11 protein-coding genes are annotated in these 14,693 nt (G+C 68.2%); 7 read left to right on the top strand and 4 right to left on the bottom strand.

Features of this window, described 5'->3' with window-relative positions:
* Positions 1–123 precede the first annotated feature (123 nt).
* Both glgB and M2282_RS26140 read right to left on the bottom strand, forming a co-directional pair.
* A complete protein-coding gene (gene glgB / locus M2282_RS26135; RefSeq protein ID WP_280811694.1) occupies positions 124–2,298 on the bottom strand; it encodes a 1,4-alpha-glucan branching protein GlgB in 2,175 nt (724 codons plus the stop codon).
* Positions 2,299–2,303: 5 nt separating this feature from the next.
* Positions 2,304–3,980 carry an alpha-amylase family glycosyl hydrolase gene (locus M2282_RS26140; RefSeq protein ID WP_280811695.1) on the bottom strand — a complete coding sequence of 559 codons (1,677 nt, stop codon included), beginning with the start codon at positions 3,978–3,980 and terminating at the stop codon, positions 2,304–2,306.
* Positions 3,981–4,110: 130 nt separating this feature from the next.
* Between M2282_RS26140 and M2282_RS26145 the strand changes: the two genes are divergently transcribed.
* The 3 genes from M2282_RS26145 to M2282_RS26155 are packed head-to-tail and all read left to right on the top strand — an operon-like array spanning position 4,111 to position 6,702.
* Positions 4,111–5,562: an NAD(P)/FAD-dependent oxidoreductase gene (locus M2282_RS26145; RefSeq protein ID WP_280811696.1), complete on the top strand. Its 1,452-nt coding sequence runs from the start codon at positions 4,111–4,113 to the stop codon at positions 5,560–5,562.
* 22 nt (positions 5,563–5,584) lie between these two features.
* Positions 5,585–6,112 (top strand): CMD domain-containing protein, encoded by a 528-nt coding sequence (locus M2282_RS26150; RefSeq protein ID WP_280811697.1) that lies wholly within the window; start codon positions 5,585–5,587, stop codon positions 6,110–6,112.
* A complete protein-coding gene (locus M2282_RS26155; protein WP_280811698.1) occupies positions 6,109–6,702 on the top strand; it encodes a peroxidase-related enzyme in 594 nt (197 codons plus the stop codon). Before M2282_RS26150 ends, M2282_RS26155 begins: the two co-directional genes overlap by 4 nt.
* Here the strand turns inward: M2282_RS26155 and M2282_RS26160 are convergent.
* Together M2282_RS26160 and M2282_RS26165 are read right to left on the bottom strand one after the other, a co-directional pair.
* A complete protein-coding gene (locus tag M2282_RS26160; protein ID WP_280811699.1) occupies positions 6,697–7,761 on the bottom strand; it encodes an NAD/NADP octopine/nopaline dehydrogenase family protein in 1,065 nt (354 codons plus the stop codon). The two genes, M2282_RS26155 and M2282_RS26160, sit on opposite strands and share 6 nt — an antisense overlap.
* Positions 7,762–7,768: 7 nt before the next feature.
* The gene (locus tag M2282_RS26165) at positions 7,769–8,743 is read right to left on the bottom strand and encodes a Bug family tripartite tricarboxylate transporter substrate binding protein (protein WP_280811700.1); all 975 of its coding nucleotides are present in this window, start codon (positions 8,741–8,743) and stop codon (positions 7,769–7,771) included.
* 148 nt (positions 8,744–8,891) lie between these two features.
* Here M2282_RS26165 and leuS point away from each other — a divergent pair, with 148 nt between their 5' ends.
* The 4 genes from leuS to M2282_RS26185 all read left to right on the top strand — a co-directional run bounded on the left by leuS (position 8,892) and on the right by M2282_RS26185 (position 14,523).
* A complete protein-coding gene (gene leuS / locus M2282_RS26170; RefSeq protein ID WP_280811701.1) occupies positions 8,892–11,522 on the top strand; it encodes a leucine--tRNA ligase in 2,631 nt (876 codons plus the stop codon).
* A gap of 11 nt (positions 11,523–11,533) precedes the next feature.
* Positions 11,534–12,055 (top strand): LPS assembly lipoprotein LptE, encoded by a 522-nt coding sequence (gene lptE / locus M2282_RS26175; RefSeq protein ID WP_280811702.1) that lies wholly within the window; start codon positions 11,534–11,536, stop codon positions 12,053–12,055.
* A gap of 23 nt (positions 12,056–12,078) precedes the next feature.
* Positions 12,079–13,152 (top strand): DNA polymerase III subunit delta, encoded by a 1,074-nt coding sequence (gene holA, locus M2282_RS26180; protein ID WP_280811703.1) that lies wholly within the window; start codon positions 12,079–12,081, stop codon positions 13,150–13,152.
* Between the two features lie 78 nt (positions 13,153–13,230).
* Positions 13,231–14,523, top strand: coding sequence for a glutamate-5-semialdehyde dehydrogenase (locus M2282_RS26185; RefSeq protein ID WP_280811704.1), 1,293 nt, complete (start codon positions 13,231–13,233; stop codon positions 14,521–14,523).
* The last annotated feature ends 170 nt before the right edge of the window (positions 14,524–14,693 follow it).

Consider the following 14,693-nt stretch of genomic DNA (forward strand, 5'->3'; position numbering starts at 1 on the left):
GCGTAGGGACGCAGACAGCAGGGTCGCCTTTTCTTTGCTTACGTTCTTTTGGCGAAGCAAAAGAAAGTAAGTCGCCCGCCGGGGCGAGACCCGGCTCCGGGAAAAAAAACAATCCCAACCCCATCAAACCAACACCCACATCACAGTAGCAAGAGGCGGCAAGCTGACAGAAACCGAATCCGCCTTCCCATGCCAAGCCACAGGCGAGCTTTCAACAATCCCGTTCCCCACACCGCTTCCGCCATAAACGGCGCCATCTGTATTGATGATCTCCCGGTAAGCCCCCGCAACAGGAACCCCAAGCCGATACGCATGCCGAGGCAACGGCGTGAAGTTGCACACCACCATCACAAACGCTCCGTCGCGCGCACGACGAACAAACGCAAACACCGACTGATCCGCATCGTCATGCACGATCCACTCGAACCCGGCCCCCTCGTTGTCCAGCTCATGCAACGCCGGAAAATGCCGGTACACATTGTTCAGGTCCCGCACCAGCCGCCGTACGCCCTGGTGCGACGCCCGCTCCAGCAGGTGCCAGTCGAGGCTGCGGTCCGCGTTCCACTCGGCGACCTGCGCGAACTCGCAACCCATGAACAGCAGCTTCTTCCCCGGATACCCCCAGAGATAGCCGTACAGGTTGCGCAGCCCCGCGAACTTCTGCCACTCGTCGCCCGGCATCCGCCCGATCATCGAACCCTTGCCGTGCACCACTTCGTCGTGCGAGAGCGGCAGCACGAAGTTCTCGGTGTGCGCATACATCAGCCCGAAGGTGATCTGCTGGTGATGGTGCTTGCGGTAGACGGGGTCGGTGCCGGCGTAGGCCAGCGTGTCGTTCATCCACCCCATGTTCCACTTGTAGTGAAAGCCCAGCCCACCGTTTTCCGGCGGACGGGTCACGCCGGGGAAGCTCGTCGATTCCTCGGCCAGCGTCACCGCGCCGGGCCGCTCGATGCCCACCACGCGGTTCATGCGGCGAAGGAAATCGATGGCCTCCAGGTTCTCGCGGCCGCCTTGCGCATTCGGCACCCACTCGCCGGCCTTGCGGCTGTAGTCGCGGTACAGCATCGAGGCCACCGCATCGACCCGCAGGCCATCGATGCCATAGCGCTCCAGCCAGTACAGCGCATTGCCGACGAGGTAGTTGCGCACCTCCGTGCGCGCGTAGTTGAAGATCAGCGTCTGCCAGTCGTTGTGAAAGCCCTCGCGCGGATCGGCGTACTCGTACAGCGCCGTGCCGTCGAAGCGGCCGAGCCCGTGCGCATCGGTCGGGAAATGCGCGGGCACCCAGTCGAGGATCACGCCCAGTCCGGCCGCATGCGCGGCCTCCACGAAATGGCGGAAGTCGCCGGGCGTGCCGAAGCGCGAGGTCGGCGCGTAGAGCCCGATCGGCTGGTAGCCCCAGGAGCCGTCGAACGGGTGCTCGCTGACCGGCAGCAGCTCGATGTGCGTGAAGCCCATGTCGCGCACATAAGGCACCAGCGTGTCGGCCAGCTCGCGGTAGTCGAGCCACTCCTGGCCGTCGTTCTTGCGGCGCCACGAGCCCAGGTGCACTTCGTAGATGCTGATCGGCGCATGGCGCTCGTTGGCCTCGGCGCGGCCCTCGGGCATCGTCACCGCGGCCGGCAACGGCGCAACCACGCAGGCGGTGTCGGGCCGCAGCCGCGAGGAAAAGGCGAACGGGTCGGCCTTGCGCAGCACCTCGCCTTGCGAGGAAAGAATTTCGAACTCGTAGCTGTCGCCCGTCGCCACATGCGGCGCGAAGATCTCCCACACGCCGCATTCGCGGCGCAGCCGCATCATGTGGCGACGGCCGTCCCAGTTGTTGAAGTCGCCCACCACCGACACCCGCCGCGCATTCGGCGCCCAGACCGCGAAGGCCACGCCTTTCACGCCATCCATCTCGCGCAGGTGCGCGCCCAGCCGCTCCCAGGGCCGCAGGTGCGTGCCCTCGGCCAGCAGCCACACATCGGTTTCGCCGAGCACGAACGGAAAGCGGTACGGGTCTTCGAGCCGCGAGGTGTGCGAGCCCCAGTCGACCTGAAACGAATAGCCCAGGCGCGCCTCCGCGGCCGGCACCAGCCCGCGGAACAGGTCGGAGCCTTCCTGCCGCGCGAGCATCGCCAGCGGCCAGCCGGTGCGCGAATGCATCACCGCCACGCTCTGCGCGCCGGGCATCAGCGCGCGCACCTCGAGCCCTTCGCGGGTTTCGTGCGGCCCGAGCACGGCGAACGGGTCGCCATGTTCGGCGCGCATCAGCGCGCGGACTTCGGAGGCGGGCAGGGGCTTGGGTGGCATGGCGGTCAGCTGTGTCCTTCGTCGTTGGCAGGTGTTCCGAAAAAGACGCCGTAGGGCGCCAGCGCCAGCATGCGCCTTTCGCCATTGCCCTGCACGTAGGCGGTCGCGCCCAGTGGATGGCCCGGCAGCGGCACCAGCGCATCGCGCAGCGGGAGCCACACGGGTTCGCTCCCCAGGTTGAAGATCGCCTGCAGCCTTTGGTTCCCCTCGCGCCGCTCGAACCACAGCACTGGATCGGGCGCGTCGATGAACGCAATGGCCCCTGTGCGCAGCAGCGGCTGTGTGCGGCGCCAGTGCAGCAGGGCGCGGCTGAACGCCAGCATGGAGCCCGGGTCGTCGGCCTGGTTGTCGATGGCAAGCGGCAGGTGCGGGCCGTAGACGGGCAGCCACGGCGTGCCGGCGGTGAAGCCCCCGTGGGGTGCGTCGGCCTGCCACGGGATCGGCGTGCGGCAGCCGTCGCGGCCCTTGAACTCGGGCCAGAAGGCGCGGCCGTAGGGGTCTTGCAGCAGTCCGAAGGGCACCTCGGCTTCGGGCAGGCCGAGCTCCTCGCCCTGGTAGATGCTGGCGCTGCCGCGCAGCGCGAGCAGCAGGGCGAGCCAGAGCCGGTCGCGCCGTGTGTCGGGCGCACCGCCGCCGCTCCAGCGCGTGGCCACGCGCGGCACGTCGTGGTTCGACACCGCCCAGCAGCCCCAGCCGCCCGTGGGCGCCAGCGCGTGGTCGAGCGCTTCGACCTGGTGGCGCAGGTGCGTTGTGCTGTGGTCCGCCGTCAGCAGGCTGAAGCTGTAGGCCAGGTGCAGGCGCTTGCCCAGTTCGGTGTACTGCGCCATGACGGGCGGCGCGTTCTCGTCGCCGACCTCGCCGAGCGCGACCGCGCCGTAGCCGTCGAGCAGCCGGCGCAGGTTTTCGAGGAAGGCCAGGTTCTCGGTCTGGCTCTTGTCGTACAGGTGCTGCTGCATCGCGTACGGGTTGTCGGCGCGCACCGTGCTCACTTCGTCGATGGATGCGAGCGAGGCCGGCGGGTTGTCGCGCAGCAGCGCGTCGTGGAACTGGTGGTTGCAGGCGTCGAAGCGAAAGCCATCGACGCCACGCTCGCACCAGAAGCGCACCTCGCCGAGCAAGGCCTCCTGCACTTCGGCGCAATGGAAGTTGAGATCGGGCTGCTCGGTGAGAAAGCTGTGCAGGTAGTATTGCCTGCGGCGCGAATCCCACTGCCAGGCCGAGCCGCCGAAGACCGAGAGCCAGTTGGTGGGCGGCGTGCCGTCGGGCTTGCGGTCGGCCCACACGTACCAGTCGGCCTTGGGGTTGTCGCGTGAGCTGCGGCTTTCGACGAACCATGCGTGCTGGTCGGAGGTGTGCGAGAGCACCTGGTCGATGATGAGCTTGAGCCCCAGCGCATGCATGCGCGCGAGCATCGCGTCGAAGTCGGCGAGCGTGCCGAAGATCGGATCGACCGCCCGGTAGTCGGACACGTCGTAGCCGAAGTCCTTCATCGGCGAGCGGAAGAAAGGCGAGACCCAGATGGCATCGACCCCGAGGCTGGCCACATGGTCGAGCCGGGCCGTGATGCCGGGCAGGTCGCCGATGCCGTCGCCGTTGCTGTCCATGAAGCTGCGCGGGTAGATCTGGTAGATCACTGCGCCACGCCACCATTCGCTGTTGCTGCTCTTGCTGCTGCTGCCCATGCCTGCCCCTGTGGTCGGAATTCATTGTGGCATGCGAAATCCGGGCCAGTCATACGCACTTGCGGGCAATCGGGCGCGATTCGGCAGGCCGCGAAGCTTTCTACACTGGGCGCTGTTTCCGTTCTTCCAAATGACATCAGATTCCGCTTCATCCCTCGCCGCGCTCGAGGCGCGCCTTGCCCAGGACCTCGAATACCTCGGCTTCCCCGGCCGCCAGTGGATGCCCGTGCGGCAGGTGGCGGGCGAGGCCATGCTGGACGTGGCCGTCATCGGCGGCGGGCAGGCCGGCCTCGCCGCCTCGGTGGCGCTGGCGCAGCAGGGCATCCGCGCCGTGGTGTTCGACCGCTCGCCCGCCGGCCGCGAAGGCCCTTGGGCCACCACCGCCCGCATGGAGACGCTGCGCTCGCCCAAGGAACTCACCGGTCCCGCGCTGGGCTTGCCGGCGCTCACCTTCCGCGCGTGGTTCGAAGCGCAGTTCGGGCGCGAAGCCTGGATGGCGATGGACAAGATCCCGCGCCTCCAGTGGATGGACTACCTGAGCTGGTATCGCCGCGTGATGAACGTGGACGTACGCAACGACACCGCGGTCACCGGCATCCACCCGCTGCCCGATGGCACGGCAGTGCGGCTCGATCTGCGAACGCCGGCCGGCGACCGCAGCGTGCTCGCGCGCCGCGTCGTGCTGGCCACCGGCCGCGACGGCCTGGGCGGCCCGGCGGTTCCGGCGTTCGTCAACGCGCTGCCGCGCTCGCAATGGGCGCACTCGTCCGACGAGATGGACTACGGGCAGCTCGCCGGCCTGCGCGTCGGCGTGGTCGGCGCGGGCTCCTCGGCCATGGACAGCGCGGCCACCGCGCTGGAGGCCGGCGCGCGCAGCGTTGAGCTCTTGATCCGCCGGCCGGATCTTCCGCGCGTCAACAAGGGCAAGGGCGCCGGCGTGCCGGGCCTCACGCAGGGGCATTTCGATCTGCCCGACGAACTGAAATGGCGCATCCGCCACTACATCAACGTCGCGAACGTGCCGCCGCCGCACGGCAGCACGCTGCGGGTGTCGGCATTTCCGAATGCGTTCTTCAACTTCGGCTGCCCGATCCTTTCGGTCACGCCCGAGGGCGATTCGATGCGCGTGGCGACGCCCAAGGGCGATTTCGAATTCGACTTTTTGATCGTCTCGACCGGCTTCAAGGTCGACTGGCCGAACCGCCCCGAGTTCGATGCCATTGCCGCCCACATCCGGGCGTGGAAGGACCGTTTCGTGCCCGCGCCCGGCGACGAGGACCAGGAGCTGTCCGATTCGCCGGACCTCGGAGCCGTCTTCGAATTCCAGGAGCGCGTGGCGGGCGAATGCCCGGGGCTTGAGCGCATCCATTGCTTCTGCTACCCGGCGGCGCTGTCGCACGGCACGGTGTCGGGTGACATCCCCGCGATCAGCGATGGCGCCAGGCGGCTGGCGAGCGGCATCGCGAGCCTGTTCTATCGCGAGGACTTCGACCATCACTTCGCCAACCTCGAGGCCTACAGCGAGCCCGAGCTGTTCGGCGACGAGTGGGTGCCGGCGCTGCCGCCCGGTGAACGCATCTGAACTTTCTTCATCAAGGAACCGCATGACGAATCTTTCCGTGGCGCTGCCGGCCATCGACGTGGTCGATGACGCCGTGCCCCTCGCGCCAGACCAGCCGACCTGGACGCTGCGCCGGCAGCGCGACAAGGTCGTGGCCGCCACCCAGAGCAGCCACGACGCAATGTTCTCGCACGCGGTCGAGGGCTTGACCCGCACCGAGCGCCTGCTGGTCGCGCTGCATGCCTGCCGCGTCTCGAAGGCGCCGAACCTGGCCGCGCACTACCGCGAGGAATTGGCCGCCGAGAACGCCGACGCCGCGGTGGCCGATGCGGTGGAGCGCGGCGACATCGCCTCGCTCGCAGATACACGGCTGCGCGCGATGCTGAGCTTCACCGGCAAGCTCATCGAACGCCCGATCGAGGGCGACCGCGCGGCCATCGAGGCCCTGGCTGCGCATGGCCTCTCGACGCCGGCGCTCGTGGCGTTGAGCCAGCTGATCGCTTTTCTCTCCTACCAGATCCGCCTCGTCGCGGGCCTCAAGGCGCTGGCCGCCGCGGAGGTTTCGGCATGACGGCTCCGATCCGCATCAAGGGCTTCACCACCGAGGTGCTGAAGTGGAAGCCGTGGCTCGACACCGTGAGCGTCGACACCGCCACGCCGGCCCAGCTGGCCGCGCTGGACGAGATGAGCCCGCAGGCGCGCACCTCGCCCTATTTCCTGTTGCTCGCGCACCAGCCCGAGATATTGCTGCAGCGCTCCATCGCCTTCAACGCGATCATGTTCGCGCCGGGCGGCATGCCGCGCGCCGAGCGCGAGCTGGGTGCCACGGTGGAGTCGCGCGTCAACGGCTGCGTGTATTGCGCGTCGGTGCATGCGCAGCGCTTCGAGCAACTGGCCAAGCGCAACGACGTGATCGGGCAGGTGTTCGAGGAGCCCGCGTCGGCTGGCACCTCGCCGCGCGAGAAAGCGATCGTCGAGTTCTCGATCAAGCTGGGCGCGGAGCCGGACAAGGTGTCGGCCGAGGACATCCGGGTGCTGAAAGAGGCCGGGCTCCAGGAACTCGAAATCCTCGACCTGATTCATTCGGTGGCCCTGTTCGCCTGGGCCAACCGGCTGATGCTCAACCTGGGCGAGCCGGTCTTTCCCGCCGACGGGTCATAGGCGCGAGAGCAGCCCGGCGATGGTTTCGCGCGCCAGGCCCAGCGGCGCCAGCAGATCGTTCTGCTGGCGGAAGTCGATGCCATTGACCAGCGAGGCGGCGTCCACGATGGTCCGCGTCGCGGGCGTGGGCACGCCGGCGATCTGCCCCAGCGCCTCGACGAAGGCCAGGCCGTAGGGCATGTCTTCCGTCACGTAGCGGGTGTCGGTGCGCACCGGGCCGGGCGGGCCGCCGCGCTTGGCGTGCAGTTCGGCGGCGATGTCCTCGAGCCGCGCCGATGCGGTGCCGAAGGAGCGCGCGAAGTGCTCTTCGATGGGTCCGAGCTCGATGCCGAAGGCCTTCGCCACGGCGCGGCGCTCCAGGTCCAGCGCCTCGATCGCGCGCGACACGCCGGGCGTCATGCAGTGGTACTGCGGCCAGTTCTCGGCGCGTTCGATGCGGGTCCAGTTGAAGACAGCGAGCGGGCCGTGGGATTGCGGGTTGACGTTGGCCAGCGCGCTCGCGAGCACGCTGTCCTGCGGGAAGAAGCCTTCGCCGAACAGCGCGGTGCAGAGGGCCACGGCCTCTGCGACGTCCGTGCCCGGAAGCGCCGACACGCCGACCGCTTTGCGCCGCGTCATCACCTTGACCTGCGTGCCCGATTCGCGGCGCGCGGTCAGCACGGTCGTGCCAAAGCTCGCGACCGTCACCTGCTTGCCTGCCCGCCGTGCGGCTTCGTGGAGGTAGAGCGACGACAGCGAAGCCATCGAGCTCACGATCACGGTCTGGCCGTCGCGCAGGAAGGGCAGGAGCGCGTCCATCACGTGTTTGTGCCCGTTGACCGGCAGGGCGAGCAGCAGCACGTCCGATGCGTGGCAGAGTTGCGCCGCATCGTCGGCGACCTCGACCGTCACGGTGCAGGGCTGCACGCCGCCCGCCTCCAGCGGCTGCGTGCGCAAGGCCTCGGCGCCCTGTCCGCCCGGCGACCAGAGCGTGACGCCGTGGCCCGCCTGGCGCAGCCATGCGGCGCAGGCCAGCGCGATGGCGCCGGTGCCCGCGATGCCGACGCGATACTTTTCCATCGCAGCCTCAGTCAACCTTGATTCCACCTTGCTTGATCACCTTGGCCCAGCGTTGACTGTCTTCCGTCACCACCTTGCCGAGCGCCGCCGCATTGCCGCAGGTGTTGATCGCGCCCAGCTGGGCGAAGCGCTGCTTCGTTTCCGGCAGGTTGCACACCTCGACCAATGCTGCGGAGAGCTTGTCGATGCCCGCGGCCGGCATGCGCGCAGGCGCCATCACGCCGACCCAGACCGGCACCTCCATGCCCGCGAGGCGCGTGGCTTCGCCGACCGTCGGCGCCGTGCCCATGCTGGGCAGGGCCGCGCGCGAGAAGGTGCCGAGCACCCGCGCCTTGCCGCTCGCGACCATGGGCTCGATCGAGGCGACGCTGGTGACGATCACCGCCACCTGCCCGCCCAGCAGGTCGGTCAGCGCCGGCGCCGCGCCGCGGTAGGGCACATGCAGCAGGTCCACGCCGCTCGCCTGCGCCAGCAGCGCGCCGGTGAGGTGCGAGACCGTGCCGTTGCCGGTCGATGCGTAGGTGACCTGCCCCGGCCGGGCCTTGGCGTCGCGCAGCACGTCGGCGATGGTCTTGTAGGGGCTTTCGGTGCGCACGGACAGCGTCATCGGCGTGTCGGCGACCAGGGCCACGGGCACCAGCTCGTGCACCGGGTCGTAGGGCAGTTTGGCCTGCAGATGGGGGGCGATGGTGACCGCACCGCCCGTGGCCAGCAGCACGGTGGCCCCGTCGGTCGCCTTGGCCACCGCATCGGCGGCGACGATGCCGCCGGCGCCGGCCTTGTTGTCGATGATCACCGGGGTGCCGAGCCGGTCGGTGAGCTTGGCGCCCAGGTAGCGGGCGATGACGTCCTGCGCGCCGCCGGGGGCGAACGGGACGACGATGCGCAGCGGCTTGTCGTTCTGTTGTGCCCACAGGGGCGTGGCGGCGAGGCTGGCGGCGGCCGCGAGGCCCAGGGCGAGGTGTTTGAGGCGCAGTTTCATGGGGCTCCAGGCGGGGCGAAAAGCAGGCGTTACCCGCGCAACACGCAGGTTACGTGCCTCAAGTCTAGAGTCTGGCGGCCGGACGCCCGCCTGAAAGCGATAATCCGCCTTCCCGGTGCGCCCCGCGCCGGGCTCTTGCCGAGCCGACATGAACCCCAGCTACAAACCCAGCGACGTCGAGTCCGCTGCCCAGGCGCAATGGACCGCCGCCGATGCCTACCGCGTCACCGAGGACGCGAGCCGCAAGAAGTACTACGCCTGCTCCATGCTGCCGTACCCCAGCGGCAAGCTGCACATGGGCCATGTGCGCAACTACACCATCAACGACATGCTCACGCGCTACCTGCGCATGAGCGGCTACAACGTGCTGATGCCCATGGGCTGGGACGCCTTCGGCCTGCCGGCCGAGAACGCGGCGCTGAAAAACGGCGTGCCCCCGGCCAAGTGGACCTACGAGAACATCGACTACATGCGCGGCCAGCTCCAGGCCATGGGCCTGGCCATCGACTGGAGCCGCGAGATCGCCACCTGCGATCCGAGCTACTACAAATGGAACCAGTGGCTGTTCCTGAAGATGCTCGAGAAGGGCATTGCCTACCGCAAGACCCAGGTGGTGAACTGGGACCCGGTCGACCAGACCGTGCTGGCCAACGAGCAGGTGATCGACGGCAAGGGCTGGCGCACCGGTGCCACGGTCGAGCGCCGCGAGATTCCCGGCTACTACCTCAAGATCAGCGACTACGCCGAGGAACTGCTCGAGCACACCCAGCACAAGCTGCCGGGCTGGCCCGAGCGCGTGAAGCTGATGCAGGAGAACTGGATCGGCAAGAGCGAGGGCCTGCGCTTCGCCTTCACGCATGACATCCAGGACGCGAGCGGAAAGCTCATCCAGGACGGCCGCATGTACGTGTTCACCACGCGTGCCGACACGATCATGGGCGTGACCTTCTGCGCCGTGGCGCCCGAGCATCCGCTGGCCGCGCACGCGGCCACGCTCGACCCGAAGGTCGCGGCCTTCATCGAGGAGTGCAAGAACGGCGGCACCACCGAGGCCGAGCTCGCCACCCAGGAGAAGAAGGGCGTGCCCACGGGCCTGACCGTGAAGCACCCGATCACCGAGGAACAGGTGCCGGTGTGGGTCGGCAACTACGTGCTCATCGGCTACGGCGATGGCGCCGTGATGGGCGTGCCCGCGCACGACGAGCGCGATTTCGCCTTCGCCAACAAGTACGGCATCGAGATCATCCAGGTCGTGCTGGTCGACGACGAGCCGCACTTCGACTATCACAAGTGGCAGGACTGGTACGGCGACAAGCAGCGCGGCGTGACCATCAACTCCGACAACTTCAGCGGCATGTCGTACAAGGAGGCCGTGGCCGCCGTGGCGCATGCGCTGGGACAGAAGGGCCTGGGCGAACTGCAGACCACCTGGCGCCTGCGAGACTGGGGCGTGAGCCGCCAGCGCTACTGGGGCACGCCGATCCCGATCATCCATTGCGACGAGCACGGCGCGGTGCCGGTCCCCGAGAAGGACCTGCCGGTGGTGCTGCCCACCGACTGCGTGCCCGACGGCTCCGGCAATCCGCTGAACAAGCACGAAGGCTTTCACGCCGGCGTGGTGTGCCCGGTCTGCGGCAAGGCCGCGCGGCGCGAGACCGACACGATGGACACCTTCGTGGATTCGTCGTGGTACTTCATGCGCTACTGCGATCCGAAGAACGACCAGGCCATGGTCGCCGAGGGCGCCGACTACTGGATGCCGATGGACCAGTACATCGGGGGCATCGAGCACGCGATTCTTCACCTGCTGTACGCGCGCTTCTGGACCAAGGTGATGCGCGACCTGGGCCTGGTGAAGGCCGACGAGCCCTTCGCCAAGCTGCTGACGCAGGGGATGGTGCTCAACCACATCTTCTACAAGCGCAACGAGAAGGGCGGCAAGGACTACTTCCCGCCCTCCGAAGTCACGCCTGTGCTCGACGCGCAAGGCCGCATCACCGGCGGCACCACGGCCGACGGCACGAAGGTGGAATACGGCGGCGTGGGCAAGATGGGCAAGAGCGAGCGCAACGGCGTCGATCCGCAGGACCTGATCGAGAAATACGGCGCCGACACCGCGCGCCTGTACACCATGTTCACCGCGCCGCCCGAAGCCACGCTCGAGTGGAACGACGCGGCCGTCGAAGGCAGCTACCGGTTCCTGCGCCGGGTGTGGAACTTCGGCGTGGCGCAGGCGGATGTCGCGCCGGCCAAGGCGGGCGGACAGACTTTCGGCAAGGGCGCGCAGGCGCTGCGCCGCGAGGTGCACACGGTGCTGCGCCAGGTCGACTACGACTACCAGCGCATGCAATACAACACCGTGGTGTCGGGCGCGATGAAGCTGCTCAACGCGCTCGAAGGCTTCAAGCCCGACGGCAGCGCGGGCGATGCGGCCGCGGTGCGCGAGGGCCTGGGCATCCTGCTGCGCTGCCTGTACCCCGCCACCCCGCACATCGCCCAGCAGCTCTGGAACGAACTCGGCTACGACAAGGACCTGGGCGGCCTGCTCGATGCGGCCTGGCCGACGGTCGATGTCCAGGCGCTGGTGCAGGACGAGATCGAGCTCATGCTGCAGGTCAACGGCAAGCTGCGCGGCAAGCTGCTGGTGCCGGCCGGCGCTTCCAAGGACGAGATCGAGAAGCTCGCGCTCGCCTGCGACGACTTCGTCGCCTTCGCCGAGGGCGCGCCGCCCAAGCGCGTGATCGTGGTTCCCGGCCGTCTGGTCAACGTGGTCCTTTGAACGATAGAAGCATGAACAAACGCAATGCCTCGTTGCCGCGCCGCGGCTTTCTTCTCGGCCTGACAGCCGTGGGCGCCAGCGTGGGCCTGGCCGGCTGCGGCTTCGAGCTGCGCAAGGCGCCGGTCTTCGCATTCAAGACGCTGTCGGTCGAGGGCAATTCCGCGCTGATCAACCAGGTCCGCCGCGAACTGCGCGCGGCCGGCACGGTGACGCTGGTGCCCAAGGAAGACGCCAAGACCGCCGACGCGGTGCTGGTGGTGCTCGGCGAAGACCGCGACCGCTTCGTCATCTCGACCAACTCCGCCGGCGCGCTGCGCGAGCTGCAACTGCGCCTGCGCGTGCGCTTCAGCCTGAAGACGCCCGGCGGCAAGGAACTGCTGGCGGCCTCCGAGGTGTCGCAGACGCGAGACCTGAGCTTCAACGAGACCAATGCGCTCGCCAAGGAAGGCGAGGCCGAGCTGCTGTTCCGCGACATGCAGTCGGACATCGCGCAGCAGCTGATGCGCCGCCTCGCGGCCGTCAAGGAACTCTAGGCGCCCCGCGCCGCAGCGATTCCATGCAACTTGCCAGCGCCCAACTCGGGGCCCACCTGCAGAAGGGGCTCAAGCCGCTCTACACGATCCACGGCGACGAGCCCTTGCTCGCGCAGGAAGCGGCCGATGCCATCCGCGCGGCCGCGCGCACGCAGGGCTACACCGAGCGCAGCTCCTACACCGTGGCTGGCGCGCACTTCGACTGGAGCGCGGTGCTGGCGGCGGGGGGCTCGCTTTCGCTGTTCGCCGACAAGCAGATCGTCGAGATCCGCATCCCCTCGGGCAAGCCCGGCAAGGACGGCAGCGCGGCCCTGCAGCAACTGGCCGAGGCCGCCCCCGGCAACGACAGCACGCTCACGCTGGTGATGCTGCCGCGCCTGGACAAGGCCACGCGTACCGGCGCCTGGTTCTCGGCGCTGGAGAACAACGGCGTGAGCCTGCAGGTCGACCCCATCGAGCGCGCCGCGCTGCCGCAGTGGATCGCGCAGCGCCTGGGGTTGCAGGGCCAGCGCGTGATGCCGGGCGACGAAGGCCAGCGCACGCTGCAGTTCTTTGCGGATCGCGTCGAAGGCAACCTGCTCGCGGCGCACCAGGAAATCCAGAAGCTCGCGCTGCTGCATCCGGCAGGCGAACTGAGCTGGGAGGAGGTCGAGGGCGCGGTCAACAACGTGGCGCGCTACGACGTGTTCAAGCTCTCCGAAGCCGTGCTGGCCGGCAATCCGCAGCGCGTGGCGCGCATGCTCGACGGCCTGCAGGCCGAGGGCGAGGCCGAGGTGCTGGTGCACTACACCATCGCCGAAGACATCCGCGCGCTCAAGCGGGTGAAAGACGCCATGGCCGCCGGCCGCCCGCTGCCGATGGCGCTGCGCGAGAACCGCATCTGGGGCCCGCGCGAGCGTGCCTTCGAGCGCGTGCTGCCGCGGCTGGACGACCGCATGCTGGCCCGGCTGCTGCGAGCGGCGCATCTGGTGGACGGCATCTGCAAGGGCCTGAAGCAGCCCGACTGGCCCGCCAGCGGCTGGCAGGCCCTGCAGCGGCTGGCGCTGATGCTGTGTCGCGCGTGCAGCAGCGCACCGGCGGCCGCGCGCCGCGCCTGAGCTTTCTTTCTTTGGTGGCTCCAGGCACCAAAAGGCCTGTGTAAGCCGGGCCACAGGTCGGCGTGGGAAAATGTTTGCATGAATGCGTTCAACGTCAGCGAGCACATGCAGGCCCTCGGGCTGCAGGCAAAGACCGCTGCTTTCCTCATGGCCCGTGCGGATGCAGCTACTAAAAACATAGCATTGAAGGCGCTCGCCCGGCGTCTGCGCGAAGCCGGCCCGGTGCTGGCGGTCGCCAATCAGAAGGACCTGGAACGCGCCACCGCCGCCGGCCTTTCGGCCCCGATGGTCGACCGCCTCAAGCTCACCCCGAAGGTCATCGAGACCGTGGCCCTGGGCTGCGAGCAGCTCGCCGGCATGGCCGACGTGATCGGCGAGATCATCGGCATGAAGCAGCAGCCCAGCGGCATCCGCGTGGGCCAGATGCGGGTGCCGATCGGCGTGTTCGGCATGATCTACGAGAGCCGCCCCAACGTGACCATCGAGGCTGCGAGCCTGGCGATCAAGAGCGGCAACGCGGCCATCCTGCGCGGCGGCTCGGAAGCCATCGAATCGAACAAGGCGCTCGCGCTGCTGGTGTCCGAGGCGCTGGCCGAAGCCGGCCTGCCGGTCGAGGCGGTGCAACTGGTGCAGACCACCGACCGCGAGGCCGTGGGCCAGCTGATCGCCATGCCCGAGTTCGTGGACGTGATCATTCCGCGCGGCGGCAAGGGGCTGATCGAGCGCATCAGCCGCGATGCCAAGGTGCCGGTCATCAAGCACCTGGACGGCAACTGCCACGTCTACGTGGACGACACGGCCGAGTTCGACATGGCGCTGCGCATCGTGGACAACGCCAAGACCCAGAAGTACAGCCCCTGCAATGCCGCCGAAGGCCTGCTGGTGTCGGAGGCGGTCGCGGAAGACTTCCTGCCCAAGATCGCCGCCATCTTCGCCGCCAAGGGCGTGGAAATGCGCTGCGACCCGGCCGCCGCCCGCATCTTGCGAGCGGACGAGGGCGCCGATCCGGCCGCCAAGGTGGTCGATGCGGTCGAGTCCGACTGGTCCGAGGAATACCTCGCCGCCGTGATCAGCATCAAGGTCGTGGCCGGCGTGGACGAGGCCATTGCGCACATTAACCGCTATTCGAGCCACCACACCGATGCCATCGTCACGCGCGACCATGTGCATGCGCAGCGATTTTTGCGCGAGGTCGATTCGGCCAGCGTCATGGTCAATGCGAGCACCCGCTTCGCGGACGGGTTCGAGTTCGGCCTGGGTGCCGAGATCGGTATCAGCACCGACAAATTCCACGCCCGCGGACCGGTCGGCATCGAAGGGCTGACCTCGCTCAAGTACGTGGTGCTCGGCCAGGGCGAAGTGCGAAGCTGATGCGTGCTGCTCCCGCGGTCTTGTCATTGGGGCATGTACCCCCAATTCCTACAATCCCGCTCCACCTCTGAGAGGCTGAGAGGCAATCCGACATGACCGCTCATCCCCCGCAAACGGGCCCACTCTGCGTTGCAAATGCTCGCCATAGCCCGAGCTATGGCTGCGCTTTG

Origin of the sequence: Variovorax boronicumulans, assembly GCF_029892485.1 — a bacterium.
In the GTDB taxonomy this organism is placed as follows: domain Bacteria; phylum Pseudomonadota; class Gammaproteobacteria; order Burkholderiales; family Burkholderiaceae_C; genus Variovorax; species Variovorax boronicumulans_B.